Here is a 22,965-nt window from a genome sequence, read left to right on the forward strand (position 1 = left end):
ACCCCCCAGGTCATCCGTTCGACAGGGGGCAACAGTCATGCCGGGCCCGGAGGCCAGCGGCCCTCTTGCAGGACCGCAAAGAAGATAACGGGGCGTCCGGCCATGCAAGGAGCCGTGGAGGCGGCGGTCCTCGGTCTGCTGGACGGCTCAGCTGGACGACCCGTCCGCGCGGGTTGCGTTCTACCCTCGATTGCATGACCGAACAAGCAGCTCCCTACATCTCCCACCCGCGGATCATGGTGCTCGGTGTGTGCCCGGGCAGGCACGGCGAGCCGCCCTTCCGGATCATGGAGATCGACGGTCAGGTGGTCGGTGAGGCCAGGACCGTCACGGATGTGCTGGAGAAGGCAGCCAGCCACGGCATCACCATCCACGACCTGGACGATCCGGACGTGGTCCGCTTCGTGGGCGGGGACAAGTACACCTGGACACTGCGCTGAGCCGGCGGCTCAGCCGACCGTCCACTTCTGGTTGGCGCCGCCCGTGCAGGTCCAGATCTGCAGCCGCGTCCCGTTGGCCGGGTTGTTGCCGGTGACGTCGAGGCACTTGTTCGCCTGCGGGTTGACGATGTCGTGCGCCCCGGTGACGGTCCACTTCTGGCCGGGACCGCCGGTGCAGTCCCACAGCTGGACGGCCGAGCCGTCCGCCGTGCCGTTGTTCGTCACGTCCAGGCACTTGCCGAGCGCCCGGAGCGTGCCGTCCGAGCCGGCCTTCCACGCCTGCGCGCCGGTGCCGTTGCAGTCGTAGAGCTGGACCGGGGTGCCGTTCGCCGGGTTCGCGCCGGCCACGTCCACGCACTTGCCCGCGAGGCCCCGGACGGGCATGCCGGCGGAGGTGTCGCTCGTCGTCACCGAGACGGAGTCCACCACCAGCTGCTGCGGGAACCGGGTGGAGCTGTCGGGGTCGCCGGGCCAGTAGCCGCCGACCGCGAGGTTCAGGATCAGGAAGAACGGCTTGTTGTCGAACACCCAGGTTTTTCCGCCCAGGTCGGCGGGTGTGCGCCGCTCGTACACGTTCCCGTCCACGGACCAGGTGATCGAGCCGGGCGACCAGTCGATCGCGAAGGTGTGGAAGGCGTCTGCGAAGGCCTGGCCGTTCGGCAGGCTGTAGGCGGCGCCTATGCCGCCCGAGCCGGAGTAGCCGGGGCCGTGGATGGTGCCGTGCACGGTCGACGGCTCGAAGCCGACGTTCTCCATGATGTCGATCTCGCCCGAGTCCGGCCAGTTGACCGGCGTGCCGAGCATCCAGAACGCGGGCCACATGCCCTGCCCGCGCGGGATCTTCATCCGGGCCTCGACATGCCCGTAGGTGGCGTGGAACCGGCCGGCCGTGTTCAGCCGGGCCGAGGTGTACTGGCAGCTGCCGTACCAGCACTGGTACCCGGCCGGGTTCTCCTTGCGGGCCGTGATCACCAGGTGGCCCTGGCCGTCCAGGGCCGCGTTCTTCGTTCCCGATGCGTAGTACTGCCGCTCGTGGTTGTTGACGTTGTCGCCGGTCTCCAGGGTCCACTTCGACCCGTCGACCGCCGAGCCGGCGGGGCCGTCGAAGGTGTCCGAGAAGCCGGCGACGGCCGCTGCCGCCGGTGCGGCGGTCTCCGCGCGGGCCGGGCCGACGGCGGCGGAGCCGACCAGTACGGCGGACAGGGCGGCGAACAGACATCTGCGGAGCAGGCGCGGGGAGGGCATGGCTCTCCGTTCGGTGGGGGGCGAGAGAGTTGCGCCTCTTGATTTAAGGAATGAGATAAGGAGCCGTCAATACTCTGGTATAGACCGGATGCTGACGATCACTCGGCCTCCGACCGCTGCACCCGCCGGTGCACCCCGCGCCCGAGCCGCCGCCCCAGCAGCAGCCAACCCACCAGTGAACCGGTGGTGTTGAGGATGACGTCGTCGATGTCGAAGGCCCGCCCGGTGACCAGCGCGCCCTGGACCAGCTCCACCATGAGCATCACGAGCGCCGTGAGCGCCAGCACCTGGAGCACCCCACGGGCCCGCGGGGCGAGGACCGGCACCAGCACCCCGAACGGCACGCCGAGCAGTACGTTCCCGCCCAGCTGCCGGAGAGCGTCGCGCAGCGACGCCTGTTCCAGATAGGCCTGCAAGGAGCGGCCCGGGTGCAGATTGCTGTGCGTCAGGGTCACCGACGCGGGGGACGGCTGCAGGGTGATCCGGGCCAGGACGACGGCGAACGCCACCATGAACGCGAAGGCCGCCAGGACCACCAGCAGCCGCACGGGAAGCGGCCAGACGTGCCGGACGGCGGGCGGGCGGTCCCCGTCGGCCGGTCGCCGTTTCCAGGGCGCGCGCAGCGCCGGGGGAGCGGCCTTCGGGCGGGCCTCCCCGGCCCCTTGCCGCTTCCGGGCGGTGCGCAGCACCGCGGGCAGGCGCAGGGCGGTACGGGCCATCGGTTCCTCCAGTCGTCAACTTTGCGGCGTACGAAGCCGGTTACCCGCCGTGCGGCCCGGGATGCAGTCACCCGGCCGGCGCCGGGCGCACACCAGTGGTTTCCGTTCACGCTCCCGGGGCACTCCGGATCCGGGCCCGCGTGCCGCAGCTCCGCCGCGGGTCCGGCGGTGCTTGGATGCCCCTGCGGCGTACCGGACACATCGCCGCACACATGGGCACAGCGGACCGAGGAGGTGCTGGATGACCCGACGTACGGCCCCGCGTGCGGTCCTCCTCGTCCTCGGTGAACTGCTGGCCTGGTGGGCGGCGCTGGCGCTGCTGTGGCTCGTGCTCATCACGACGGTCGACACCCTGGAGCGGATCGTCGGCGCGAGCTGTGCCGCCGTGGGCGCCCTGCTGGCCCGGGCCGGCCGGCGGGCGGTGACCTGGCGGTGAACGGCTGGATCCTGGCGGCGACCGTCGAACTGGGCGGGGGAGGCGCAGCCGCCCTGTGGGGGGTGACCACCGGGCCGCCGGGCCGCCGGGTGATCGCCCAGAACCTCACGACCTCGGCCGTCTGCCCCGCCCTGCTGCTCCTCTCCCAGGGCTACGCCCGCCCGTCCTACGTCGACCTCGCCCTGCTCCTGGCCCTGCTGGGACCGGTCGGCACCCTCGTCTTCGCCCGGCTGCTCTCCGACGACCTGGCGGAGGAGCGGCCGAGCGCCTGGGGACTGACCTGGACGGCGGCCGGGCTCGGTGCGGCCGTCGTGGTCGCGCTGTGCGTGGCCGGCGGGCCGGGCCGGGCCATGGTGAAGCTGCTGGTGACCGGGGCCCTGCTGATCGGCGGCAACGTGATCGCCTCGCGGGCGCTGGCGGGCGGGTTCCGTGGGGTGCGCGGTGGCTGAGGGGATGCCGGTCCCGGCCGGTGCCGGGTATGCAGCGGCCGGCGTGCTGCGGGGAGGTGCACGGTGTCCGACGCGCTGATCGTCGTGGCCCTGCTGCTGGTGGCCGGCTGCGCCACCGCGGCCGTGGCCCAGCGTGATCCGGCACGCCAGGCGCTCGTGCTGTCCGTGCTCGGGATCGTCCTGGCCGCCCTGTTCACCGTGCTCCAGGCGCCGGACGTCGGCTTGTCCCAGCTCGCCGTCGGCTCGGCCCTCACCCCGCTGCTGATCATGCTGTGCGTACGCAAGGTCCGGCGGCGGGGCCGGCCCAAGGACGGTGCGCGGTGAACCGGCTCCGGCTGTGGCTGCTGGCCTTCGGCGGCGCGGGGCTGGCCGCCCTGCTGGTCGCCGCCTGCCTCGACCTGCCCGCCTTCGGGGGCCGGTGGCACCCGTACGGGGACCGTGCCGTACAGGCATCCCTGGACCGGCACACCGCCAACACCATCGCCTCCGTCAACTTCGACCAGCGCGCCTACGACACCCTCGGCGAGATGAGCATCCTGTTCGCCGCCGTCCTCGGCTGTGTGGTTCTCCTGCGCCAGACCCGCGACGAGCACCGGGACCGGCCCGAACCCGCCGAGGTGGCCCGGCCGGTCCGCCGCTACGCGCTGACCGTGCTGCCCGTCGCCCTGGTCAGCGGCCTGTACATCGTCGCCCACGGCCAGCTCAGCCCCGGCGGCGGCTTCCAGGGCGGAGTCGTCGCCGCGACCGCCCTGCACCTGCTCTACCTCGGCGCCGACTACCGCGCCCTGGAACAGGTCCGCCCGCTCGGCGTCTACGAGACCGCCGACGCGCTCGCCGTCTCGGCCTACCTCGTGCTGGGCCTCGCCGGACTCCTGGCCGGCACCGCCTTCCTGGCCAACACCCTGCTGCCGTACGGCACCTTCAACACCCTGTCCTCCGGCGGCACCGTCCCCCTGCTGAACGCCGCCATCGGCATGGAGGTGACCGGCGCGGTCGTCGTCCTGCTCGCCCACTTCCTCGACCAGGCCGTCGAGATCGAGGAGGAGCACGGGAGTTGAACACCGAGGAAGAAGAACACGGGAGGTGAACACCGCGATGCACATCCTTGCGTACCTGGTCGCCGCCTACGTCTTCCTGACGGGCTGCTACGGCCTCGCCACCAGCCGGAACCTCATCCACGCCGTCGGCTGTCTCGCCGTCTGCCAGTGCGCCACGTACGTCCTGCTGCTGGCGGTCGGCTACCGCGACGGCGCCACCGCGCCCGTCTTCTCCGACATCGAGCCCGGCTCCCGGCCCGTGGTCGACCCGGTGGTGCAGGCCCTCACCCTCACCGACGTCGTCGTCGGGGCCACCGTCACCGCGCTGCTGCTCGCCCTCGTCCTGCAGATCGCCAAACGGCACGGCACGGTCGACCCCGACGAACTCCGGGAGCTGCGCGGCTGATGCACCACCTGCTCCCGCTGCTCGTCGCGATCCCGCTGCTCGGCGCCGCCCTGCTGGTGGCCACCGGCCGCCACCTGCCCCGGATCGCCGCCGAGATCACCGGCTTCGCGGTCTCCGGCACCACGGCCGCTCTCGCCGTCGTGCTGCTGCTCAACTCCTCGCCGCCGATGGTCGAATGGGTCGGCGGCTGGCTGCCCGCCGACGGCGAGAGCGTGGGCATCCTCGTGGTCGGGGACGGCCCGGCGCTCGGCCTGGCCGCGCTCGTCTCCCTGCTGACGCTCGCCGCACTCGCCTACTCCTGGCGCTACTTCGCCCAGCCCCCGCACGGCCGCACCGGCTCCTTCACCGCACTCATGCTGGTGTTCCAGGGCGCCATGTGCGGATTCGCCATCGCCGGAGACCTGTTCAACGCGTTCGTGTTCTTCGAGCTGATGAGCGTCACCGCCTACGCGCTCACCGGCTACCGCATCGACGAGGCCAAGGCCGTACAGGGCGCCCTGACCTTCGGTGTCGTCAACTCCCTCGGCGCCTACGCCATGCTGATGGGCATCGCCCTGCTGTACGCCCGTACCGGGGAACTGTCGATGGCGATGATCGGGCGCGGGCTCGACACCGCGGCCGGGCCGGGCGGGCCGGACGCGCTGGTGCTCGCCTCCTTCGTGCTGGTGCTGACCGGGCTGCTGGTGAAGGCCGCGGCCGTACCCTTCCACTTCTGGCTCCCGGACGCGCACGCCGTCGCGCCCACCCCCGTGTGCATGCTGCTCTCCGGCGTGATGGTGGAGCTGGGCGCCTACGGCGTCTGGCGCGTCTACGGCACCGTGTTCGCCGGACCCGGCGGCATCCCGGCCGCCGACCTCACCCGGGCCCTGGTGACCCTCGGCGCCGTCACCGCGGCCGTCGGCGCCGTCATGTGCTGGTACCAGCGGCACATCAAACGGCTCCTCGCCTACTCCACGGTCGCCCACACCGGCCTGTTCCTCGTCGGCCTCGGCCTCCTCACCCCCGAGGGCGACGACGGGGTGGCCCTGTACATCCTCGGCCACGCCGGGGTGAAGGCCGCCCTGTTCGCCTGCGCCGGTGTCCTCCTGGACCGGTTCGGCAGCGTCGACGAGCATGCGCTGCACGGACAGGCCCGGCAGTTGCGCGCCACCGCGGTGATGTTCGGCATCGGGGCCCTCGGCCTCGCGGGCCTCCCGCCGTTCGGCACCGCGCTCGGCAAGGCGGTCACCGAGGAGGCGGCGGGCGGTCCGCTCACCGTGGTGTTCGTGGCCGCCTCCGCGATCACCGCCGGAGCCGTGCTGCGGGTCACCGCGCGCGTGTTCCTGGGCCTCGGACCGCGCCCGGACGACGCCGAGTACGAGACCAGCGGCTCCGACGAGGAGCCCGAGACCTCCGGCCGGCTCAGCCGGATCCCGGACACCATGACGACCGTGCCCGCGGTGCTGCTCGCCGCCGCCCTCGCCGTCGGGGTGGTCCCCGGCTTCGGGGCCCTGGTGGCCCGTTCCGTCAACGAGGCCGGCTCGGGCGGCGCCCACGCCGTGGTGCACTGGACGCTCCACGGCGCCCTGCTGGGCGTGGCCTCCACCGCACTGGCCGTGGCCCTCGCCGGCCTCGCCGTGACCCGCCCGCACTGGACGGCCGCACCCGACTGGGCCGCACCCCTCAGGCGCCTGCAGTCCGGGCACGTCGGCGACTACGTGGCCTGGCTGCTCGTGGGCGCCACGCTGCTGGGGGCGCTGGCCCTGCCGGGGGTGCTGGGCGGCTGACCGGCACCCGTCAGGTGCCGTACGAGATGTGCACCTCCTTGAAGCCGAGCGAGCGCAGCAGGCCCTGCAGCATGCCGGTGGTGTTGCTCTCGGCCCGGGCGGTCAGCCCGCTGCCGCGCGCCGCGTCGCCGATGTGCCGGACGGCGAGCCGCTGTACGGCCTGCTCGCTGTTGGGGTTGTCCGAGAACAGGTCGCCCAGCCGGTCCAGCAGGCCGCGCTGCTTGGACACGGCGTAGGAGTGGTCGGGGTCGAGGGCCGGCCGGCCGAGCCGCGCGTGCGGCAGCCGGAGCGTGGCGGACGCGCGGTCACCGCTGACGGTCACGTCCTTCTCCCCGACCTGTCCGAGGTCGACGTAGGCGTCCACGGTGCCCGCGCCGACGTACAGGGTGCGGGTGCCGCGGATCGCGTCCGGCAGGAACTTCGCGTCCTTCTCCAGGTCCACGACCACCTGGAAGTTGCCGGACGCGGCGTTGTAACGGCTCATGTCCTGGACCGACTTGAGGAGTGCGGGTCCGGAGCGGTCGTGGGTCTCGGTGCCGAACAGGTCCTTGATGCCCGGCAGTACGGCCAGCCGGATCCCGGCGAACAGTACGGCGAGCACCAGCACCAGCGCGGCCACGGCCTTGGCCCAGCCGGGCAGGTGCCTGACGGAAGTCGTCATCGCGACGGTCCTCCTTCCTGCTGACCGGATGCCCGCGCGCGGCCGTACCAGACCGGTGCACCGGCCGAATCACACCGCTGGTGTACGCGCGCGCCCCCGGTCCCCGGGTGCCGGCGCCGGTCTCACAGCGAGCCGGACGCGGCCTCGGAGCGGGCCAGGGCCGCGTCCAGGCTCGGGTGCGGGGGCAGCAGCCGGGCCAGCCCGGTGACCCGGAACACGCGCAGCGTCAGCGGATGCGTGCACACCAGGTGCAGCTGCCCGCCGTGCTCCAGCACCCGGGCGCGGGCCCGGTAGAGCAGCCGCAGCCCCGAGCAGTCGAAGAACTCCACCGGCCGCAGATCGATGACGACCCGGGCACCGGGCGCGCCGGTGACCCGGTCCAGGTGCGGGACGATCTCGGTCGCCGCGAGGATGTCGATCTCGCCCCGGAACTCCAGCACCGTGTGACCCCGGAACGGGTACATGCCCAGCTGCCGGGTGAGAGGTACGGGCTCCTGTCGCACCGCGGCACCACCTCCCACCCGCACCCGGACGTCGGTTCCCGATCGTCAAGTTACCCTCGATGGAAGGAATTTGAGCATGTTCGATTGACATATGTCTTCGAGTTTGGCGCGTGTCGCCCACGCGGGGGCTTCGCTCAGTCCGCCAGCAGTACCAGCTTGCCCGTCGTGCGGCCGGTGTCGCCCAGTTCGTGCGCCTTCGCGGCGTCCGCGAGCGGGAAGGTCCCGGCGATCGTCGCCTTCAGCTTGCCGGACTCCGCCAGTTCCGCGACCGCCTCCATCCCGGACCGGTCGGCGTCCACCAGCATCCGCACGGCGCGCACGCCCAGCCGCTCGGCCTCCTCGTAGAAGTCCGCCGAGCCCACGGGCAGGATCGACACGACGACACCGCCCGGCCGCAGCATCCGCAGGGACTCCACGGACGTCTCCTCGCCGAGTGTGTCCAGGACGACGTCGACGTCCCGCACCGTCTCGGTGACATCGGTGGTCCGGTAGTCGACCGGCTCGTCCACGCCGATCCCGCGCAGGAAGTCGTGCTTGCCGGCGCTCGCCGTGCCGATCACGTACGCGCCGCGCGCCTTGGCGATCTGCACGGCCACGTGCCCGACGCCGCCGGCCGCCGCGTGGATCAGCACGCGCTGCCCGGGGTGGACCTTCGCGTGCTCGGTCAGTGCCTGCCAGGCGGTCAGGGAGACGAGCGGCAGGGCGCCCGCCTGGGTGTGGTCGATGGAGGCCGGCTTGTGGGCCAGGGCGCGGACCGGCGCGATCACGTACTCGGCGTGCGAGCCGTGGCCGAAGGGGTAGGGCAGCATGCCGAAGACCTCGTCGCCGGGCCGGAAGGCGGCCACGCCGATACCGGTCGCCGCGACCTCGCCGGAGACGTCCCAGCCGAGGACGAACGGCGGCTCGCCCAGGAACCCGCCGGTGGCCCGGTGCTTCCAGTCGGTGGGGTTCACGCCGGCGGCCCGCACCCGGACCAGTACCTCGTTCGGGCCGGGCTCCGGCCGCTCGATCTCTACTTCCTTCAGGACCTCGGGGCCGCCGAGAGTGTCCTGGCTGATGGCTCGCATGGTGTTCACAGTGCTCATGGTCAATCAGCCTGCCGGACTTCGCGCGCCCAGGGAATGGCACGATTGCCAACCTTCGATAGGATCGTGCCATGCCTGACATGCAGCTGCGCACCCGGTCCCCGGAGCGGGTGGTCGTCCTCGCCCTCGACGGCGTCTACCCCTTCGAACTGGGCATCCCCAGCCGCATCTTCGGCGCGGCGGACGGCCACTACGAGGTCATGACCTGCACGGTCGACGGCCGGCCGGTGCGCACCAACTCCGACTTCACCATCGGCGTGGCGCACGGCCCGGAGATCCTGGAGACGGCCGGCACCGTGGTGGTCACCTCCGTCCCGACCACCCACATCCCGGACGCGCTGCCCGACGCGGTCACCGCCGCCCTCGCCCGCATCCGCCCCGACGCGCGGATCGTCTCCATCTGCACCGCCGCCTTCGTCCTCGCCGAGGCCGGCCTGCTCGACGGCCGCCGCGCGACCACGCACTGGCAGGTGGTCGACCTGTTCCGCCGCCGGTTCCCCCGGGTGGACCTCGACCCGGACGTCCTCTTCGTCGACGACGGCCGCGTCCTGACCTCGGCCGGGGCGGCCTCCGGTGTCGACATCTGCCTGCACATCGTCCGCACCGACCACGGCAGCGAACTGGCCAACGCCGTCGCCCGCCGCTGTGTCGTGCCGCCGTTCCGGGACGGCGGCCAGGCTCAGTACATCGAGCAGCCGGTGCCCGAGAGCGGTGCCGCGAGCACCGCCGCCACCCGCGCCTGGGCCCTGGAGCGCCTGGACGAGCCCCTCGCCCTGGCGGACCTCGCCGGGCACGCCCGGATGAGCCTGCGCACCTTCGCCCGCCGCTTCCACGACGAGGTCGGACTCAGCCCCGGCCGCTGGCTGATCCAGCAGCGCGTGGCCCGCGCCCGGCATCTGCTGGAGGCCAGCGACCTGCCCGTTGACCGCATCGCCGCCGAGGTCGGCTTCGCCACCGGCGCCTCGCTGCGCCAGCACCTGCACGCGGCGATCGGGGTGTCCCCGCAGGCCTACCGGCGCACGTTCCAGCAGACCCGCTGAACGTTCCGGCCCCGTGCGGCGTCGAAGGACGGCACGCGGCACAGGAGAACAGGGGCGGGAATGCGCAGAGGGCTCGTGGCGATGGCGGTACTGACGGCCGTGACGGTGGTGGGGTGCGACGACGGACCGCGCTCGGACCTGGTGGTGAAGGGCACCCCGCCGGCCGCCCCGTACAGCGGACCGCTTGACGTACCCACCCAGAACCTCGACGAGAGCGGTGCCCGGGCACTCCGCCTGGCCTCCGGGGCGGCCGGCCGGGCGCTGGAGTGCGATGGGGAGATCTTCGAGGGCTCCGGACCCGAGGCCTGGAGCGGCTCCGACGGCGGCGACACTCCGCAGGAAGGGCTGGCCTTCTACTTCGACATGGTCAAGCCGGAGGTGCCCCGCCACGGCTACCGCGCGGAACGCACGGAGCAGGACCGGGTGCTGTACTCCTACGACGTCGGCGGCCGGACCAAGGTGGCGGTAGTGGTGGCCAGGGACCAGCGGGACCGGCCCGGCTGGGGCCCGGAGACGAACGCCTCCTGCGACCCGGCCGAACTCCCCGAGAGCTTCACGGCCACCACCGACTGGGAGATCTGGACGGACCGGGAGGGCAGAAGGGTTCCCGTGAGCAGGCTCAGCAGCTCGCCCGGCGGGGAGCACTGCGGCTGGCAGTCCGCCTCCTTCCTGCACCTCGACGGCCGCAGGTACGCCCGCGACCCGCAGGGCGTCCTCGCCCGGGACGGCCTGCTGCGGGCGCCGTACCGAGGGCGGGTCCGCATGCCCGCCGACGCCCACGACACCGGTTACCACCGCCACGGCCGGCGGCTGTGGCTGACGGACACCAAGACGACCCTCTACGCCCGCACCGCCGACGGGGTGGAGGCCTGGCCGCTGGTCGAACAGGGCGCCGGCTGCGACTGACCGCTGCGGGGCACCGCCCCGGCATCATCCGGCGGCGTACACCCGCTCACCCCCCACGTACGTGAGCGCCACCCGGGTCTCCGCGATCGCCTCCGGCGGTCCGGCGAACGGGTCACGGTCCAGCACCACCAGGTCGGCGAGCGCCCCCACGGCGATCCGGCCGCCGTCGTCCAGATGGTTCACGTACGCCGACCCGGCCGTGTACGCCGTCAGTGCGTCCGCGAGGCTCAGCCGCTCCTGCGGCAGGAACACCGGACCGGTGCCGCCCGGCTCGACCCGGTTGACCGCGACATGGATGCCCTGAAGCGGGTCGGGGCTGCTCACCGGCCAGTCGCTGCCCGCCGCGAGCCGCGCCCCGGACCGCAGCAGTGCCCCGAACGGGTACTGCCGGGCGGCCCGCTCAGGCCCGAGGAACGGGATCGTCAGCTCGTCCATCTGCGGCTCGTGCGCTGCCCACAGCGGCTGGATGTTGGCGGTGGCGCCGAGCCGGGCGAACCGGGCCACGTCCCGCGGGTGCACGACCTGGAGGTGCGCGAGATGCGGCCGGGTGTCGCTCGGCCCGTTCGCGGCCCGGGCCGCCTCGATCGCGTCCAGCGCGTCCCGCACCGCCCGGTCACCCAGCGCATGGAAGTGGCACTGGAAGCCCAGCGCATCCAACTCGGTGACGTACCGGGGGAGTTGCGCCGGGTCGATGAAGCTCTTGCCGCGGTTGGCGGTGGCGCAGCCGCACCGGTCCAGATACGGGTCGAGCAGCGCGGCCGTGTGGTTCTCGGCGACACCGTCCAGCATCAGCTTCACCGTGCCCGCCCGGAACCTGCCGTGACTGGACGCGGCCCGCCTCTCCACGAGTTCGGGGATCTGCTCGGCCCCGCGCTCCCGGTCCCACCACAGGGCGCCCACCACCCGCGCGGTGAGCGAACCGTCCCGGGCGGCGGTGAGATACGCCTCGGCCGGGTCGTCCATGCCGAGGAAGTCGCCGACCAGCGCGTCCTGCCAGGCGGTGATGCCGAGCGCGTGCAGATGCCGCTGGGCGTGCAGCAGTGCGGCCAGCCGGTCGGCCGCCGTGGCGGGCGGGGTGAGCCGGCCGACCAGCTGCATCGCCCCTTCCTGGAGCGTGCCGCCGGGCGCCCCGGACGCGTCCCGCTCGATCCGCCCGTCGGCCGGGTCCGGCGTGTTCCGGTCGACGCCGGCCAGCTCCAGCGCCCGACTGTTCACCCAGGCGCCGTGGTGGTCCCGGTTGGGCAGGTACACCGGCCGGTCCGGGACGACCGAGTCCAGCAGCTCCTTCGTCGGCGTACCGCCCGCGAACGCCTCCATGGACCAGCCGCCGCCCAGGATCCACTCCCGCTCCGGATGGGCCTCGGCGTACGCCCGTACGGCGGCCACGCTCTCCTCGGCCGTGGTGCGGTCCGAGAGGTCGCACTGGGCCAGCTCCAGCCCGGCCGGCACCGGATGGACGTGCGCGTCCTGGAAGCCGGGCAGCAGCAGCCGTCCGGCGAGATCCACCACCGTGGTACGCGGCCCGGCGAGGTCGCGCAGTTCGTCCCCGCCGACCGCGGTGACACGGTCCCCGGTGACGGCGACGGCGGTCGCGCCACGGCCCTCGGGGGTGAGGACGGGGCCGCCGATGAACAGCAGATCAGTACGCATGATGCCTTTCCTGACGGATCAATTGGTGGTGGGGAGCAGCTCGGGGGAGTCGGCGTCGGTGCCCGCGCCGGTGCGGAAGTACGGTGATCTGCGCACCCACTTGGCCCACGCGGCCGCCACGAGTCCGGACGCGATCATCGCGACCGGCATGAGCAGCAGGAACCAGCCGTTGTCCGCACGCAGTTCCAGATGGTCGGCCGAGTCGAGGAAGGACCAGCCGAGGTAGCCGCCGAGGCCGAGCAGGGCCAGCGCGCTGAGCGCGGGCAGCACCACCGCCCGGACGCCCTGCCGCCAGTCCTCCCGCAGCAGGGACCGGAAGCGCACGGCGGCCGCGAGCGCGGTGAGCGCGTAGGACAGGGCGACGACGATGCCGACGGCGTTCACGACCGCGTCGATCATGTCGGCGAGCCGCGGGATCACCAGCGCGCCCGCCGCCACCGCCACGGCCAGCACCCCGATCAGCAGCGTCCCGGCCGCCGGCGTCCCGTACCGGACGCTGACCCTGGACCACACCGGTCCGAGGGTACGGTCCCGGCTCATCGCGAACATGCCGCGCGCCGCCGGGATGACCCCGGCCTGGAGCGAGGCCACCGCCGAGAACATCAGCGCCACCAGCGGCAGCGCGGCCAGCGGCCGGCCGGCCAGCCGGTCCCCGTAGTACGCCAGCCCCTGCGCGCCGTGCCCGGCCAACTCCTGCGCAGACAGCACGCGTTGGAAGGCGACCGAGCCCAGCAGGAACAGCCCGAGCATCGTCACCAGGGTGATGGTTCCGGCTCGTGAGGCGTCCCCGGGGTCCCGCACCTCCTCGTTGACGGTGAAAGCCGCCTCGAAGCCCCAGTAGCAGAACACCGACAGCAGCAGGCCCTGCGCGAGTGCCGTCGCCGAGGGGATCGCGAACGGGTCGAACCAGGAGACGCTGAAGGAGCGCGGTCCGGTGACGATGCCGTAGCCGCAGAAGCCGAGCAGTACCACGTACTCGAACACCAGCAGCCAGGTCTGCAGCCGGGCCGCCGTGCGGACACCCGTCACCGCGGTCAGGGTGACCCCGGCCAGGACGACGATCCCCACCGCGGTCGTCTGCGCGGTCGAGTCCGGGTCCAGGCCCAGCGAGCCGATCCGGTGCAGGCCCGCCTGCCCGGCCAGCTGCAGCAGCGCCGAACCCGTGACCGCCGTGGTGTACGCGAGGAACGCCACGCTCGCCACGAAGTTCACCCAGCCGACCATGAAGCCGAGCCAGGGACTCAGCGAACGGCCCACCCACACGTAGCCGTTGCCCGCGTTCGGCTCCACCCGGTTGAGCCGGGAGTAGGCCCCGGCGATGCCCAGCACCGGCAGGAACGCCAGCAGCATGATCGCCGGCAGGTGCGGGCCGACCACCGCGGCGGTCACCCCGAGCCCGATACCGATGCTGGTGGTCGCCGCCGTACTCGACGCGGCGACGGCAACACCGTCCACCACGCCCAGGGACCTGCGCAGCCCGGGCCCCGCAGGTCCGTGCTCGCACGAGGCCGGGAGCTTGCCGGACGGGGGATCCACTCCGAGAGGTTGGTCGCTCATACCGGCTCTCCGCTCGCACCGCGGGGGCCCACGTCGGCCCCGGTGACGGGACATGAAACTGCCGGGGCGCTTAACAGGTCAACGATGTTGTCATAAGGTGCCGGGCACGTCCCAGGGAGGCCCCATGTCGGAACGAGTCGTCCCGCCCGCCGCCCGGCAGCGCCGCCGGCCCACGAAACAGGGCGTCGTGCTGTCCGAGGAGCTGATCGTGGAGACCGCACTGCGGCTGATCGAGGAGCACGGCGCCGACGCCCTCTCCGTGCGCCGCCTCGGCCGTGCCCTCGGCGCCGACCCCAGCTCCCTCTACCGGTACTTCCGGCACACCGACGACCTGATGCTCGCCGTCGCCGACGAGCTGATCGGCCGCACCCTGCGCACCTGGCAGCCGACCGGCGACTGGGTGGCCGACCTGCGCGACCTGGGCCTGCGCATGCACGCCGGCGCGCTCGCGCACCCCCGGGCGGCAACGCTCGCCGCGCACCGTGTCACCGGGCGCGCGCAGGAGATCCGGGCCGTGGAGAGCATCCTCGGCGTGCTGCGCCGGGCCGGGTTCCCGGACCCGGAGGCGGTGCGGATCTACCACGTGTTCGTGGACCAGGCCCTCGCCTTCGGCGCCCTGGACTCCGCGGGCATCGCCCTGCCCCGGGCCGCCCGGGAGGCCGAGACGGAGGTGTGGCGGACCACCTACGGCCGGCTGCCCGCCGCGAGCCACCCGCACATCGCGGCAACCGCCGGCCACCTCGTGACCACCATGCGCACCAGTTCCTACCCGGCCGCGCTGGATCTGTTCCTCACCGCGGCCCGGACACACCTCGGGCGACTCCGTGCGCGGACGGGGGACCCCCGGCCACACTGAACGGGACGATCACTCAGAGGAGGCCGTACGCCATGACCCCGCCCCCCGCCCGCACCGCCGCGCAGCGCAAGAAGGACACCCTCCACCGACTGGAGCACGACGTCGACGCCTGGGTCGCCACCGCCGCGCCCGACGGCGGCGCCCCGTACCTCGTGCCGCTGTCGTTCGTCTGGGACGGCACCTCGCTGCTCATCGCCACGCCGGCCGAGAGCCCCACCGGCCGCAACCTCGTGTCCACCGGCACGGCCCGGCTCGGCATCGGTCCGACGCGGGACGTCGTGATGATCGAGGGCACCGTCCGGGCGGTGACGCCGGAGGACCTGGCCGAGGAGGACGCCGAGGTCTTCGCCGGGAAAACCGGCTTCGACCCGCGTCAACTGTCCACCCGCTACCTGTACTTCCTCGTCCTGCCGCAGCGGGTCCAGGCCTGGCGCGAGGCGAACGAGCTGAGCGGACGTGAGCTGATGCGTGACGGGGAGTGGCTGCTCGCCGACTGAATCCGACGGCCCGGGATATCCGCTGGGAAGAGGACACATCCCGGGAGGATCCATGGCACTGGTGAAAGCGGGCGTGGTGGTGCTGGACTGCGCCGAGCCCGAGAAACTCGCCGAGTTCTACAGGGAGTTGCTGGAGGGGGAGCGGACCCATTCGTCCGCGAACCTCGTGGAGGTCAGGGGCGCCGACGGTGTCCGGCTGGCCTTCCGGCGCGACGTCAACGCGACCCCGCCCAGCTGGCCGCGCCCGGAGAACTCCCTGCAGGCCCATCTCGACTTCGTCGTCGAGGACCTGGACGAGGCCGAGCGCCGGGTGGTGGGGCTCGGTGGCCGGCCGATCGAGACGAGGGACGCGGCGGGGCCGTACGAGGAACGCGGCTACGCCGACCCCGCCGGCCACTCCTTCACCCTGCGCCTGCTGCCCCCGACAGCACCGAAACAGGGCTGACCACCGACAGCGGTGCGGGGCCGGCCGGCGGCATGCAGACAGGCCGGCCGGCGTCGGCCGGCACCCGGCCGGCCGAAGGAGCCCCGGCCGGTCCTGCGGCCGGGGCAGTCCGCGGGAGGACACCGGGGCGAGGCAGGGCGGGGCCGGCCGGCATCAGCGACGCGGGGGCCGGCCGAGGCGAGACGCGGGGGCCGGCCGAGGCGAGTGGGGCCGGCCGGCGCCGGTGCGGCTGGGCCGGCCCCGGGCCTCAGTCCCGGCCGCCCTTGTCCGTCGTCGGCCACACGCCCGTCGACCGGGCGATGGCCTTGGCACCCGTGCGGTCCACCGCGCTGCGCACCACCGCGAAGATCGCGCCCTGGACGGCCGCCGCCAGCAGGATCTCGCCCCAGCCGCGGTCCGGGTCCAGGGCGTCCGGTGCGTCCTCCTCGTGCCGGATCGCCTTCCACGCCTTGCGGAAGGCCATTCCGGCCAGTGCGCCACTCGCCCAGCTGAGCACGAATCCGACCGGCTGGTAGGCAAGAGGGAGCTTCTTCTTCTTGTTCTTGGCCATGTGTGACTACTTCCTCCTCAGGCTGTCCTCATGCGGGTCGTCCTTGTGCGGGCACCCGTTCGCCCGAGGGCACCGGTCCCGGCGGTGTGCCGTCCCCGAACGGCCGGCCGCCCAGCCGGTCACGGTGGTGCGGGCTCAGCCAGCCCCCGAGATCCGGGCCGACCGGCACGATGCCGGTGGGGTTGATACCGGTGTGCACCTCGTAGTAGTGCCGCTTGATGTGGTCGAAGTCGACCGTGTCGCCGAAGCCCGGCGTCTGGAACAGATCCCGGGCGTACGCCCAGAGCACCGGGTGCTCCGCCAGCTTCCAGCGATTGCACTTGAAGTGTCCGTGGTAGACGGCGTCGAACCGGACCAGCGTCGTGAACAGCCGGATGTCCGCTTCCGTGAGGGTGTCGCCGACCAGATACCGCTGCCCCGACAGCCGCTCACCGAGCAGTTCCAGCCGCCGGAACACGGCCGTGCAGGCCTCCTCGTACTCCTTCTGGTGCGTGGCGAACCCGGCCCGGTACACACCGTTGTTGACGTCCGAGTAGACCTCGGCCATCACGTGGTCGATCTCCTCGCGCCGCGCGGCCGGGTACAGGTCCGGGGCGCCGGTGCGGTGCAGGGCCGTCCACTCGGTGGCCAGGTCCAGGGTGATCCGCTGGAAGTCGTTGGTGACCAGCCGCCCGCTGGGGACGTCCACGACCGCGGGCACGCTCACCCCGCCCGGGTAGCCGGTCTCCCGCCGGTCGTACGCCTCGCTGAGGAACCGGATGCCGAGCACCGGGTCCCGGCCGCCCGGGTCCAGTGTGAACCGCCAGCTGCGGTCGTCCTGGACCGGATCGGCGATCCCCATCGAGAGCGCGTCCTCCAGCCCCAGGAGCCGGCGCGAGATCACCGCCCGGCTCGCCCACGGACAGGCACGGGAGACGACCAGCCGGTAGCGGTCCGCCTGCACCGGCCAGCCGTCTCGGCCGTCGGCGGTGATGCGGTCCGCGAAGTGGCTCCTGGACCGGCTGAACGTCCGGTGGCCGTAGGCTTTGTTGCCGTCGTCGCCCATGTCTCCTCCTCGCCGTCGCGGGCCTTCTCGGGCACCGCGTTCCCCGTTTCGCGGCCCCCGCACGGTGTGACACGTCCGGTCGGGGGCAGTCGGCGATAGATGAGCGGGACATCTTCGGAACGGGAGACGGCCGGACGCACGGCCGGGCACAGCGGAACGACACCGGCACGGACCTCGGACCAGGAGGCGCCGTCGCCGCGGGCCACGGACGGGGACACGCCACCGGCACGGGCCACGGACCGGGGGACGCCACCGGCACGGACCGGCGACGGCGCAAGCCCACCCGGCCACGCACCGGCCGGCGGCCGGCCGGACGACCGGCCGGGCGAGCGGTCGAAGGGCAGCCCGGCCGGGGCCAAGTCCGACCGGCACACCAAAGTCACCGTTCTCGTGGCGCTCGTCGCCAATCTGGTGATCGCCGTCGCCAAGGCGGTCGGCGGCGTCCTCGCGGGTTCGCCCGCGCTGCTGTCGGAGGCCGCGCACTCCGTCGCCGACAGCCTCAACGAGGTCTTCCTGCTGGCCGCGCTGCGCCGCAGCCGCCGCCCCGCCGACACCCGGCACCCCTTCGGCTACGGCAAGGAACGCTTCTTCTGGTCCCTCCTCGCCGCCGTGGGCATCTTCGTCATGGGTGGCTGCTTCTCCTTCTTCCAGGGCTTCGAGGCCCTGCGGGGCGGCGCCGAGGAGAAGTTCAGCGGCTATGTGGCGGGCCTGATCGTGCTGGGCGTCGCCCTCCTCGCCGAGGGCGCCTCGCTGCTGCGGGCGCTGCACCAGGTGCGCCGGCAGGGCGGCGGCCTCGGAGCACTGCGCGATCCCGCGCTGCGCACGGTCGTCGCCGAGGACGGTACGGCCGTGCTCGGTGTGACCCTCGCGCTGATCGGGATGGCCCTGCACATGGTGACCGGACAGGTCGTGTGGGAGGCGTCCGCCTCGCTGGCCATCGGCGTGCTGCTGGTCTACGTCGCCTACCGGCTCGGCCGCGACGCCCGCGACCAGCTGATCGGCGAGGCCGCCGACCCGGAGACGAGCGGCAGGATCCGCGCGCTGCTGCGGGCCCAGCCGGAGATCGACAGCGTGGAGGCTCTTTTCACGATGAAGATGGGCCTCGACTCCACCCTGGTCGCCGCGCGGATCGACCTGGCGCCGGGGCTGGACAGCGAACGCGTCGAAAAGGTCTCCGTACGCATCAAGCGGTCCCTCGCCCGGACCTTCCCGGACGCCGACCAGATCTTCCTGGACGTCACCGACCGGCCGACGGGTGAGGCACAGGAGAGCCCCGCCGCGACGGGGGAGCGCGGCGGGGCCTGACGCACGAGTGCCCGCCCGGAAGCCCGTTCACACGTCCCCGGAACAGATTTTTCTGAAGACGGGGCGCACACCGGCCCGCATCAGTTCGCGTCGAGCGGCTCCGGGCCGGGGCGCACACCGGCCCGCATCAGCTCGCGTCGAGCGGCTCCAGGACGAAGACCGGGATCTCGCGCGAGGTCTTCTCCTGGTAGTCGGCGTACGGCGGGAACGCGTCCACCGCCCGCTTCCACCACGCGGCCTTCTCCGGCCCGGTGACCTCACGGGCCCGCATGTCCTGCTTGACCGGGCCGTCCTGAAGCTCGACGTGCGGGTCCGACTTGACGTTGAAGTACCAGACCGGATGCCTGGGCGCGCCACCGAGCGAGGCGACCGCCGCGTACCGGCCCTCGTGCTCCACCCGCATCAACGGCGTCTTGCGGATCTTCCCGCTCTTCGCACCCCGGGTGGTCAGCAGGATCACGGGCAGGCCGGTCTCCCGCAGCGTCGTCCCCTGCGTCCCGCCCGAACTCTCGTACAACTCGACCTGCTCGCGCACCCACTGCGTCGGGCTGGGCTCGTACTCGCCCTCAAGAGGCATGGGATCCGTCCCCTTCGTCGTTTCGGCTGCTGTCCGCCACCGGCCTCAACACCGGTGGCCGCACGATTCATCCGTACCGCGTGCCGCGTCCGCCGTCACGCTGATCACCACGCGGACGCCGGGCGCGGGACCGTGGCCGGTTTCCACCCCTCCTGCCCCCGGTGCTTCGGACAGATCACGCGCACCCCCCGACTGGCCGAACTTTCCGTCGACCTATAGGTGCCTGGGGCATCTAATGAAGATCGGCACGACGCACTTCTTTCGTCTGCGAGGTGTTCCCATGACGGAACTGACGGACGCCACCGGCCCGGCCGAACCCGTGGCCTTCCCCCAGGACCGCTCCTGTCCCTACCACCCGCCCACCGGATACGACCCGTTGCGCGACGGGCGAGCCCTGTCCCGCGTCACCCTCTACGACGGCAGCGAGGCCTGGCTGGTCACCGCGCACGCCACCGCCCGCGCCCTGCTCGCCGACCCCCGCCTGTCCTCCGACCGCCGCCTCCCCGGCTTCCCCTCGCCCACACCCCGCTTCGAGGCCGCCCGCTACCGCAAAGTGGCCCTGCTCGGGGAGGACGACCCCGAGCACCAGAGGCAGCGGCGGATGATGATCCCCGCGTTCACCGTCAAGCGCGCCACCGCACTGCGCCCCGGTATCCAGCGGACCGTGGACGGGCTGCTGGACGCGATGATCGCCCAGGGGCCGCCCGCCGAACTGGTCTCCGCCTTTGCGCTGCCCGTGCCGTCGATGGTGATCTGCGGCCTCCTCGGCGTGCCGTACGCCGACCACGAGTTCTTCGAGGAACAGTCCCGCAGGCTGCTGCGCGGTCCGACGGCCGACGACACCGAGGACGCCCGTGAGCGGCTGGAGGAGTACCTCGGCGGGCTCATCGACGCCCGGGCGAAAGAGGCGGAGCCCGGCGACGGCATCCTGGACGAGATCGTGCACCAGCGGCTGCGCACAGGCGAACTCGAGCGCTCCGACGCCGTCTCGCTGGCCATCATCCTGCTCGTGGCCGGCCATGAGACGACCGCCAACATGATCTCCCTCGGCACCTACACCCTCCTCCAGCACCCCGGCCGCCTCGCCGAGCTGCGCACCGACCCGGCACTGCTGCCCGCGACCGTGGAGGAACTCCTGCGCATGCTGTCCATCGCGGAGGGCCTGCAGCGGGTGGCACAGGAGGACATCGAGATCGCCGGCACCACGATCCGGGCCGGCGAGGGCGTGCTCTTCGCGACCTCGCTGATCAACCGTGACACCTCCGAGTACGACGACCCCGACGACCTGGACCTCCACCGCCCCGGCCGGCACCACCTGGCCTTCGGCTTCGGCATCCACCAGTGCCTGGGGCAGAACCTGGCCCGCGCGGAACTGGAGATCGCCCTCGGCAGCCTGTTCACCCGGCTGCCCGGGCTGCGGCTGGCCGCTCCGGCCGAGGACATCCCGTTCAAACCCGGCGACACGATCCAGGGGATGCTGGAACTCCCCGTCACCTGGTAAGAGGCTCTGCACATGCATATCGACATCGACAAGGACGTCTGCATCGGCGCCGGACAGTGCGCGCTGGCCGCACCGGGCGTCTTCACCCAGGACGACGACGGCTACAGCACCCTCCTTCCCGGCCACGACGACGGCACGGGCGACCCGATGGTCCGGGAGGCCGCCCGAGCCTGCCCGGTGAGCGCCATCACCGTGCGGGACAGCACCGGCTGACGCCCCTTCGGCGCGCGTCCATCCCGCCGGCCGGCCGGCGGGATGGACCCGGGTGCGTGCGGTGCCTGGAGGTGTCTTCCGGCCTAGCTGCAGGTCAATGTCGGTCCGGGCAGCATGGCGCCGGTGTACAGCTCCTGGCCCTTCGGAATCCAGTACCCGAGCTTCGACACCACCGTCGAACACTTCGCGCCGACGGTGATCCGGACGCGCACCTTCTCCGGGTGGCCCGGCTGGAGTTCGGTCAGCGTGCAGTCCAGGGAGTGCGCCAGCCGGGTCTTCGCCGGGTGCCGGCCGACCAGCGGGTGGACGCAGCGGGCGTCGGCCGTGGCGATCCGCACGCCCGTGCCCGCCTGTCCGATGAGCCCGAACCGGGCGTTGCTGTCGCCCTCCTCGCTGTCGCGGCGGATCGTGTAGGTCAGCGTGGTCGTGGCGCTCCGGCGCAGCACCGTCCGGTCGACGGTGACGGCGTGCGTCGGCTTGGCCTTGGGCGCGGTCAGCGACAGGGTGGCCCGGACCGTGCCCGTCAGGTCGACACCGGCGGGCTTGGAGCGCACATGCACGGTGGCGGTGATCTCGTACGTGCCCGGGCCCGAGTAGTCCCCCGAGCCGGGCAGGGTGCCCGCGGCCAGCGTCCGGCCGGCCCGCCGGGCCTTCCAGGTGCCTTCCGTACGGCAGCTGTACCGGACCCGCATGCCGGCGCGCCCGCAGGTCGCCGGGGCCGAGAGCGCCAGTTGCGGGGCGCCGCTGCCCGCGCACAGGCTGACCACGGCCTGCTGACCGTGGGCGCCGTGCAGGGTGCCGGCGATCCCGCACAGCGTGGCCGGCCCCTCGGGCGCCGGCGCGGACCGCGCCCAGGCGGGCGTGACGAGGGCCAGTGGCAGCAGTGCCGCCCCGGCCAGGGCTCTCAGGGTGGTGGGACGTGTCGGCACCGCGTTCCTCCCGGGCGGCCGAGACCGGCCGGGCGCCGGTCGTCTGCGCCGAGGATGAGCCGACAGTACGACAATCCGACAGCTCCCACGCCGGGCGATCACCTGAGGGCAGCAATCCGCCTTCCGTGCCGAGGGCGGGCACGGCCGCCGTCCGGCATGCACCAGGCCGGGCGCGGGGGCTCAGCGCACCTTGCGGACGTAACCGGCGCTGCCCGGCTCGGAGACGTTCCGGTCGCGGCGGACGATGCTCAGCCGGTCGCCCCAGCGGGCACGGGCCGCGCGCAGACCGGCGTCGGTGTACTCGACGTCCACCACCCGGTCGTCGAACGCCTTCGCGTACACCTCGCACTCGTCGTACTGCCCGCACTCCTCCGCCACCGCGAAGTCAAGCCCGGACTGCTTGCGCCTCCCGGCCAGCTCCGGGGTGTTCTTCTGCGCGACGGCCAGGTGCCGGGCGTGCGCGTGCCGGGTGAACAGGGACATGAACGCGGTCGCATCGGCCGCGCTGAGCAGCCGTTGGGAACGGGTGTAGCTGTCGTAGTTGTCGGGCTCGACGGCGTCGAAGCCCTTCCGGGCGCACTCGTCGACCCACCGGTTCACCCGGGCGGCCACCCGTTCCCGCTTGGCGTGGGTGCGGATGTCCAGGAGCGGCTCTGCCCAGTCCTCGTCGATGACGACCCGGCCCCGCGCGTCCCGCAGCAGCAGGTCGGCCGGCCAGGAGGAACGCTCGGCGGGCTGGGCCTGGAAGGCGTTGACGTAGCAGATGTTGTACAGACCGGGGGCGGGGGAGTCGGACCGGTCGCGGCTGACGATGCGCACTGACTTCGGCGGGGGATAGGCGCCGCCGATCTGGTAGTCGAACCCGGCGTTCCGCGGCGGCAGCCGTACGGCGGCGGGCCTCGGCGAACCGTTCTCGTCCCGTTCGCCGAAACCGCAGCCGGTCAGGGCCGTCACCGCGACGATCAGAGCTGCCGACCAGGCGCCCAGGGCCCTTGGGGACCCCACGGCGCGGAGAACACCCATGGGGGGCAAGTCCGCTCCATCCTGCCCACGCCGGGCGGCGCGGCACGTCCCAGGATCAAATCGTCCGCGCGACGGCGTCGTCAAGTCGGTCCCGGACCACGTCGTAGGCTCGGCCGTGACCATC

27 protein-coding genes are annotated in these 22,965 nt (G+C 72.8%); 15 read left to right on the forward strand and 12 right to left on the reverse strand.

Annotated elements, in window-relative coordinates:
* Positions 1–194: 194 nt before the first annotated feature.
* On the forward strand, positions 195–440 hold the full coding sequence (locus ACZ4SF_RS34120; RefSeq protein WP_468392273.1) for a hypothetical protein: 246 nt from the start codon (positions 195–197) through the stop codon (positions 438–440).
* A gap of 9 nt (positions 441–449) precedes the next feature.
* Here the strand turns inward: ACZ4SF_RS34120 and ACZ4SF_RS34125 are convergent, their stop codons facing one another.
* Both ACZ4SF_RS34125 and ACZ4SF_RS34130 read right to left on the reverse strand, forming a co-directional pair.
* Positions 450–1,685, reverse strand: coding sequence for an RICIN domain-containing protein (locus ACZ4SF_RS34125; protein WP_468392275.1), 1,236 nt, complete (start codon positions 1,683–1,685; stop codon positions 450–452).
* 98 nt (positions 1,686–1,783) lie between these two features.
* Positions 1,784–2,404, reverse strand: a complete 621-nt coding sequence (locus ACZ4SF_RS34130; protein ID WP_468392276.1) for a VanZ family protein — start codon at positions 2,402–2,404, stop codon at positions 1,784–1,786.
* A gap of 241 nt (positions 2,405–2,645) precedes the next feature.
* On the opposite strand from ACZ4SF_RS34130, the gene ACZ4SF_RS34135 reads away from it, so the two are divergent.
* The 6 genes from ACZ4SF_RS34135 to ACZ4SF_RS34160 all read left to right on the forward strand — a co-directional run bounded on the left by ACZ4SF_RS34135 (position 2,646) and on the right by ACZ4SF_RS34160 (position 6,498).
* Entirely contained in the window at positions 2,646–2,840 is a 195-nt protein-coding gene (locus ACZ4SF_RS34135) for a hypothetical protein (RefSeq protein WP_468392278.1), read from the forward strand.
* Positions 2,837–3,289, forward strand: a complete 453-nt coding sequence (locus ACZ4SF_RS34140; RefSeq protein WP_468392280.1) for an MrpF/PhaF family protein — start codon at positions 2,837–2,839, stop codon at positions 3,287–3,289. Before ACZ4SF_RS34135 ends, ACZ4SF_RS34140 begins: the two co-directional genes overlap by 4 nt.
* 63 nt (positions 3,290–3,352) lie before the next feature.
* The gene (locus ACZ4SF_RS34145) at positions 3,353–3,613 is read left to right on the forward strand and encodes a Na(+)/H(+) antiporter subunit B (protein ID WP_468392282.1); all 261 of its coding nucleotides are present in this window, start codon (positions 3,353–3,355) and stop codon (positions 3,611–3,613) included.
* Positions 3,610–4,347: an MnhB domain-containing protein gene (locus tag ACZ4SF_RS34150; protein ID WP_468392284.1), complete on the forward strand. Its 738-nt coding sequence runs from the start codon at positions 3,610–3,612 to the stop codon at positions 4,345–4,347. Before ACZ4SF_RS34145 ends, ACZ4SF_RS34150 begins: the two co-directional genes overlap by 4 nt.
* 37 nt (positions 4,348–4,384) lie before the next feature.
* Positions 4,385–4,732 (forward strand): sodium:proton antiporter, encoded by a 348-nt coding sequence (locus ACZ4SF_RS34155; protein ID WP_468392286.1) that lies wholly within the window; start codon positions 4,385–4,387, stop codon positions 4,730–4,732.
* On the forward strand, positions 4,732–6,498 hold the full coding sequence (locus ACZ4SF_RS34160) for a complex I subunit 5 family protein (RefSeq protein WP_468392287.1): 1,767 nt from the start codon (positions 4,732–4,734) through the stop codon (positions 6,496–6,498). The genes ACZ4SF_RS34155 and ACZ4SF_RS34160 overlap by 1 nt, the downstream gene beginning before the upstream one ends.
* 10 nt (positions 6,499–6,508) lie before the next feature.
* Here ACZ4SF_RS34160 and ACZ4SF_RS34165 read toward each other — a convergent pair whose 3' ends face one another.
* From ACZ4SF_RS34165 to ACZ4SF_RS34175, 3 genes are all read right to left on the reverse strand, one after another.
* Positions 6,509–7,159: a DUF4230 domain-containing protein gene (locus tag ACZ4SF_RS34165; protein WP_468392288.1), complete on the reverse strand. Its 651-nt coding sequence runs from the start codon at positions 7,157–7,159 to the stop codon at positions 6,509–6,511.
* Positions 7,160–7,281: 122 nt separating this feature from the next.
* Entirely contained in the window at positions 7,282–7,662 is a 381-nt protein-coding gene (locus ACZ4SF_RS34170; protein ID WP_468392289.1) for an anti-sigma factor antagonist, read from the reverse strand.
* Between the two features lie 134 nt (positions 7,663–7,796).
* Positions 7,797–8,747, reverse strand: coding sequence for an NADP-dependent oxidoreductase (locus tag ACZ4SF_RS34175; RefSeq protein ID WP_468392290.1), 951 nt, complete (start codon positions 8,745–8,747; stop codon positions 7,797–7,799).
* A gap of 71 nt (positions 8,748–8,818) precedes the next feature.
* Here ACZ4SF_RS34175 and ACZ4SF_RS34180 point away from each other — a divergent pair, with 71 nt between their 5' ends.
* Together ACZ4SF_RS34180 and ACZ4SF_RS34185 are read left to right on the forward strand one after the other, a co-directional pair.
* On the forward strand, positions 8,819–9,787 hold the full coding sequence (locus ACZ4SF_RS34180; RefSeq protein ID WP_468392291.1) for a GlxA family transcriptional regulator: 969 nt from the start codon (positions 8,819–8,821) through the stop codon (positions 9,785–9,787).
* A 60-nt stretch (positions 9,788–9,847) separates the two neighbouring features.
* Complete coding sequence (locus ACZ4SF_RS34185; protein ID WP_468392292.1) at positions 9,848–10,693, forward strand: hypothetical protein; 846 nt, start codon at positions 9,848–9,850, stop codon at positions 10,691–10,693.
* A gap of 24 nt (positions 10,694–10,717) precedes the next feature.
* Here ACZ4SF_RS34185 and ACZ4SF_RS34190 read toward each other — a convergent pair whose 3' ends face one another.
* Positions 10,718–12,343, reverse strand: a complete 1,626-nt coding sequence (locus tag ACZ4SF_RS34190; protein WP_468392293.1) for an amidohydrolase — start codon at positions 12,341–12,343, stop codon at positions 10,718–10,720.
* 18 nt (positions 12,344–12,361) lie between these two features.
* A complete protein-coding gene (locus ACZ4SF_RS34195) occupies positions 12,362–13,900 on the reverse strand; it encodes an APC family permease (RefSeq protein ID WP_468392294.1) in 1,539 nt (512 codons plus the stop codon).
* A gap of 124 nt (positions 13,901–14,024) precedes the next feature.
* Here ACZ4SF_RS34195 and ACZ4SF_RS34200 point away from each other — a divergent pair, with 124 nt between their 5' ends.
* From ACZ4SF_RS34200 to ACZ4SF_RS34210, 3 genes are read left to right on the forward strand one after another with little or no spacing between them, the layout of a single operon-like run.
* Complete coding sequence (locus ACZ4SF_RS34200) at positions 14,025–14,756, forward strand: TetR/AcrR family transcriptional regulator (RefSeq protein WP_468392295.1); 732 nt, start codon at positions 14,025–14,027, stop codon at positions 14,754–14,756.
* Between the two features lie 32 nt (positions 14,757–14,788).
* Positions 14,789–15,253 carry a pyridoxamine 5'-phosphate oxidase family protein gene (locus ACZ4SF_RS34205; protein ID WP_468392296.1) on the forward strand — a complete coding sequence of 155 codons (465 nt, stop codon included), beginning with the start codon at positions 14,789–14,791 and terminating at the stop codon, positions 15,251–15,253.
* 52 nt (positions 15,254–15,305) lie between these two features.
* The gene (locus tag ACZ4SF_RS34210) at positions 15,306–15,698 is read left to right on the forward strand and encodes a VOC family protein (RefSeq protein ID WP_468392297.1); all 393 of its coding nucleotides are present in this window, start codon (positions 15,306–15,308) and stop codon (positions 15,696–15,698) included.
* A gap of 247 nt (positions 15,699–15,945) precedes the next feature.
* Here ACZ4SF_RS34210 and ACZ4SF_RS34215 read toward each other — a convergent pair whose 3' ends face one another.
* On the reverse strand, positions 15,946–16,248 hold the full coding sequence (locus ACZ4SF_RS34215; RefSeq protein WP_468392298.1) for a DUF4235 domain-containing protein: 303 nt from the start codon (positions 16,246–16,248) through the stop codon (positions 15,946–15,948).
* A 28-nt stretch (positions 16,249–16,276) separates the two neighbouring features.
* Positions 16,277–17,293 (reverse strand): glutathione S-transferase family protein, encoded by a 1,017-nt coding sequence (locus ACZ4SF_RS34220; RefSeq protein WP_468392299.1) that lies wholly within the window; start codon positions 17,291–17,293, stop codon positions 16,277–16,279.
* 99 nt (positions 17,294–17,392) lie between these two features.
* Between ACZ4SF_RS34220 and ACZ4SF_RS34225 the strand changes: the two genes are divergently transcribed.
* Positions 17,393–18,598 (forward strand): cation diffusion facilitator family transporter, encoded by a 1,206-nt coding sequence (locus tag ACZ4SF_RS34225; protein ID WP_468392300.1) that lies wholly within the window; start codon positions 17,393–17,395, stop codon positions 18,596–18,598.
* Positions 18,599–18,725: 127 nt separating this feature from the next.
* Here ACZ4SF_RS34225 and ACZ4SF_RS34230 read toward each other — a convergent pair whose 3' ends face one another.
* Entirely contained in the window at positions 18,726–19,175 is a 450-nt protein-coding gene (locus ACZ4SF_RS34230; protein WP_468392301.1) for a nitroreductase family deazaflavin-dependent oxidoreductase, read from the reverse strand.
* A 280-nt stretch (positions 19,176–19,455) separates the two neighbouring features.
* On the opposite strand from ACZ4SF_RS34230, the gene ACZ4SF_RS34235 reads away from it, so the two are divergent.
* Both ACZ4SF_RS34235 and ACZ4SF_RS34240 read left to right on the forward strand, forming a co-directional pair.
* On the forward strand, positions 19,456–20,676 hold the full coding sequence (locus ACZ4SF_RS34235) for a cytochrome P450 (protein ID WP_468392302.1): 1,221 nt from the start codon (positions 19,456–19,458) through the stop codon (positions 20,674–20,676).
* Positions 20,677–20,688: 12 nt separating this feature from the next.
* Positions 20,689–20,889, forward strand: coding sequence for a ferredoxin (locus ACZ4SF_RS34240; protein WP_468392303.1), 201 nt, complete (start codon positions 20,689–20,691; stop codon positions 20,887–20,889).
* An 83-nt stretch (positions 20,890–20,972) separates the two neighbouring features.
* Here ACZ4SF_RS34240 and ACZ4SF_RS34245 read toward each other — a convergent pair whose 3' ends face one another.
* Together ACZ4SF_RS34245 and ACZ4SF_RS34250 are read right to left on the reverse strand one after the other, a co-directional pair.
* Complete coding sequence (locus tag ACZ4SF_RS34245) at positions 20,973–21,818, reverse strand: hypothetical protein (protein WP_468392304.1); 846 nt, start codon at positions 21,816–21,818, stop codon at positions 20,973–20,975.
* 180 nt (positions 21,819–21,998) lie between these two features.
* On the reverse strand, positions 21,999–22,841 hold the full coding sequence (locus tag ACZ4SF_RS34250; protein WP_468392305.1) for an endo alpha-1,4 polygalactosaminidase: 843 nt from the start codon (positions 22,839–22,841) through the stop codon (positions 21,999–22,001).
* Positions 22,842–22,965: the final 124 nt, after the last annotated feature.

This window comes from Streptomyces sp. NPDC027663, assembly GCF_055566415.1.

Bases quoted from the DNA above. Each gene is read 5' to 3' on its own strand.
- ACZ4SF_RS34240 (WP_468392303.1), top strand. From the start codon at position 20,689: ATGCATATCGACATCGACAAGGACGTCTGCATCGGCGCCGGACAGTGC.
- ACZ4SF_RS34205 (WP_468392296.1), top strand. From the start codon at position 14,789: ATGACCCCGCCCCCCGCCCGCACCGCCGCGCAGCGCAAGAAGGACACC.
- ACZ4SF_RS34220 (WP_468392299.1), bottom strand. From the start codon at position 17,293: ATGGGCGACGACGGCAACAAAGCCTACGGCCACCGGACGTTCAGCCGG.
- ACZ4SF_RS34155 (WP_468392286.1), top strand. From the start codon at position 4,385: ATGCACATCCTTGCGTACCTGGTCGCCGCCTACGTCTTCCTGACGGGC.
- ACZ4SF_RS34180 (WP_468392291.1), top strand. From the start codon at position 8,819: ATGCCTGACATGCAGCTGCGCACCCGGTCCCCGGAGCGGGTGGTCGTC.
- ACZ4SF_RS34200 (WP_468392295.1), top strand. From the start codon at position 14,025: ATGTCGGAACGAGTCGTCCCGCCCGCCGCCCGGCAGCGCCGCCGGCCC.
- ACZ4SF_RS34125 (WP_468392275.1), bottom strand. From the start codon at position 1,685: ATGCCCTCCCCGCGCCTGCTCCGCAGATGTCTGTTCGCCGCCCTGTCC.
- ACZ4SF_RS34120 (WP_468392273.1), top strand. From the start codon at position 195: ATGACCGAACAAGCAGCTCCCTACATCTCCCACCCGCGGATCATGGTG.
- ACZ4SF_RS34185 (WP_468392292.1), top strand. From the start codon at position 9,848: ATGCGCAGAGGGCTCGTGGCGATGGCGGTACTGACGGCCGTGACGGTG.
- ACZ4SF_RS34225 (WP_468392300.1), top strand. From the start codon at position 17,393: ATGAGCGGGACATCTTCGGAACGGGAGACGGCCGGACGCACGGCCGGG.
- ACZ4SF_RS34135 (WP_468392278.1), top strand. From the start codon at position 2,646: ATGACCCGACGTACGGCCCCGCGTGCGGTCCTCCTCGTCCTCGGTGAA.
- ACZ4SF_RS34175 (WP_468392290.1), bottom strand. From the start codon at position 8,747: ATGAGCACTGTGAACACCATGCGAGCCATCAGCCAGGACACTCTCGGC.
- ACZ4SF_RS34235 (WP_468392302.1), top strand. From the start codon at position 19,456: ATGACGGAACTGACGGACGCCACCGGCCCGGCCGAACCCGTGGCCTTC.
- ACZ4SF_RS34250 (WP_468392305.1), bottom strand. From the start codon at position 22,841: ATGGGTGTTCTCCGCGCCGTGGGGTCCCCAAGGGCCCTGGGCGCCTGG.
- ACZ4SF_RS34215 (WP_468392298.1), bottom strand. From the start codon at position 16,248: ATGGCCAAGAACAAGAAGAAGAAGCTCCCTCTTGCCTACCAGCCGGTC.
- ACZ4SF_RS34130 (WP_468392276.1), bottom strand. From the start codon at position 2,404: ATGGCCCGTACCGCCCTGCGCCTGCCCGCGGTGCTGCGCACCGCCCGG.
- ACZ4SF_RS34160 (WP_468392287.1), top strand. From the start codon at position 4,732: ATGCACCACCTGCTCCCGCTGCTCGTCGCGATCCCGCTGCTCGGCGCC.
- ACZ4SF_RS34190 (WP_468392293.1), bottom strand. From the start codon at position 12,343: ATGCGTACTGATCTGCTGTTCATCGGCGGCCCCGTCCTCACCCCCGAG.
- ACZ4SF_RS34230 (WP_468392301.1), bottom strand. From the start codon at position 19,175: ATGCCTCTTGAGGGCGAGTACGAGCCCAGCCCGACGCAGTGGGTGCGC.
- ACZ4SF_RS34165 (WP_468392288.1), bottom strand. From the start codon at position 7,159: ATGACGACTTCCGTCAGGCACCTGCCCGGCTGGGCCAAGGCCGTGGCC.
- ACZ4SF_RS34195 (WP_468392294.1), bottom strand. From the start codon at position 13,900: ATGAGCGACCAACCTCTCGGAGTGGATCCCCCGTCCGGCAAGCTCCCG.
- ACZ4SF_RS34210 (WP_468392297.1), top strand. From the start codon at position 15,306: ATGGCACTGGTGAAAGCGGGCGTGGTGGTGCTGGACTGCGCCGAGCCC.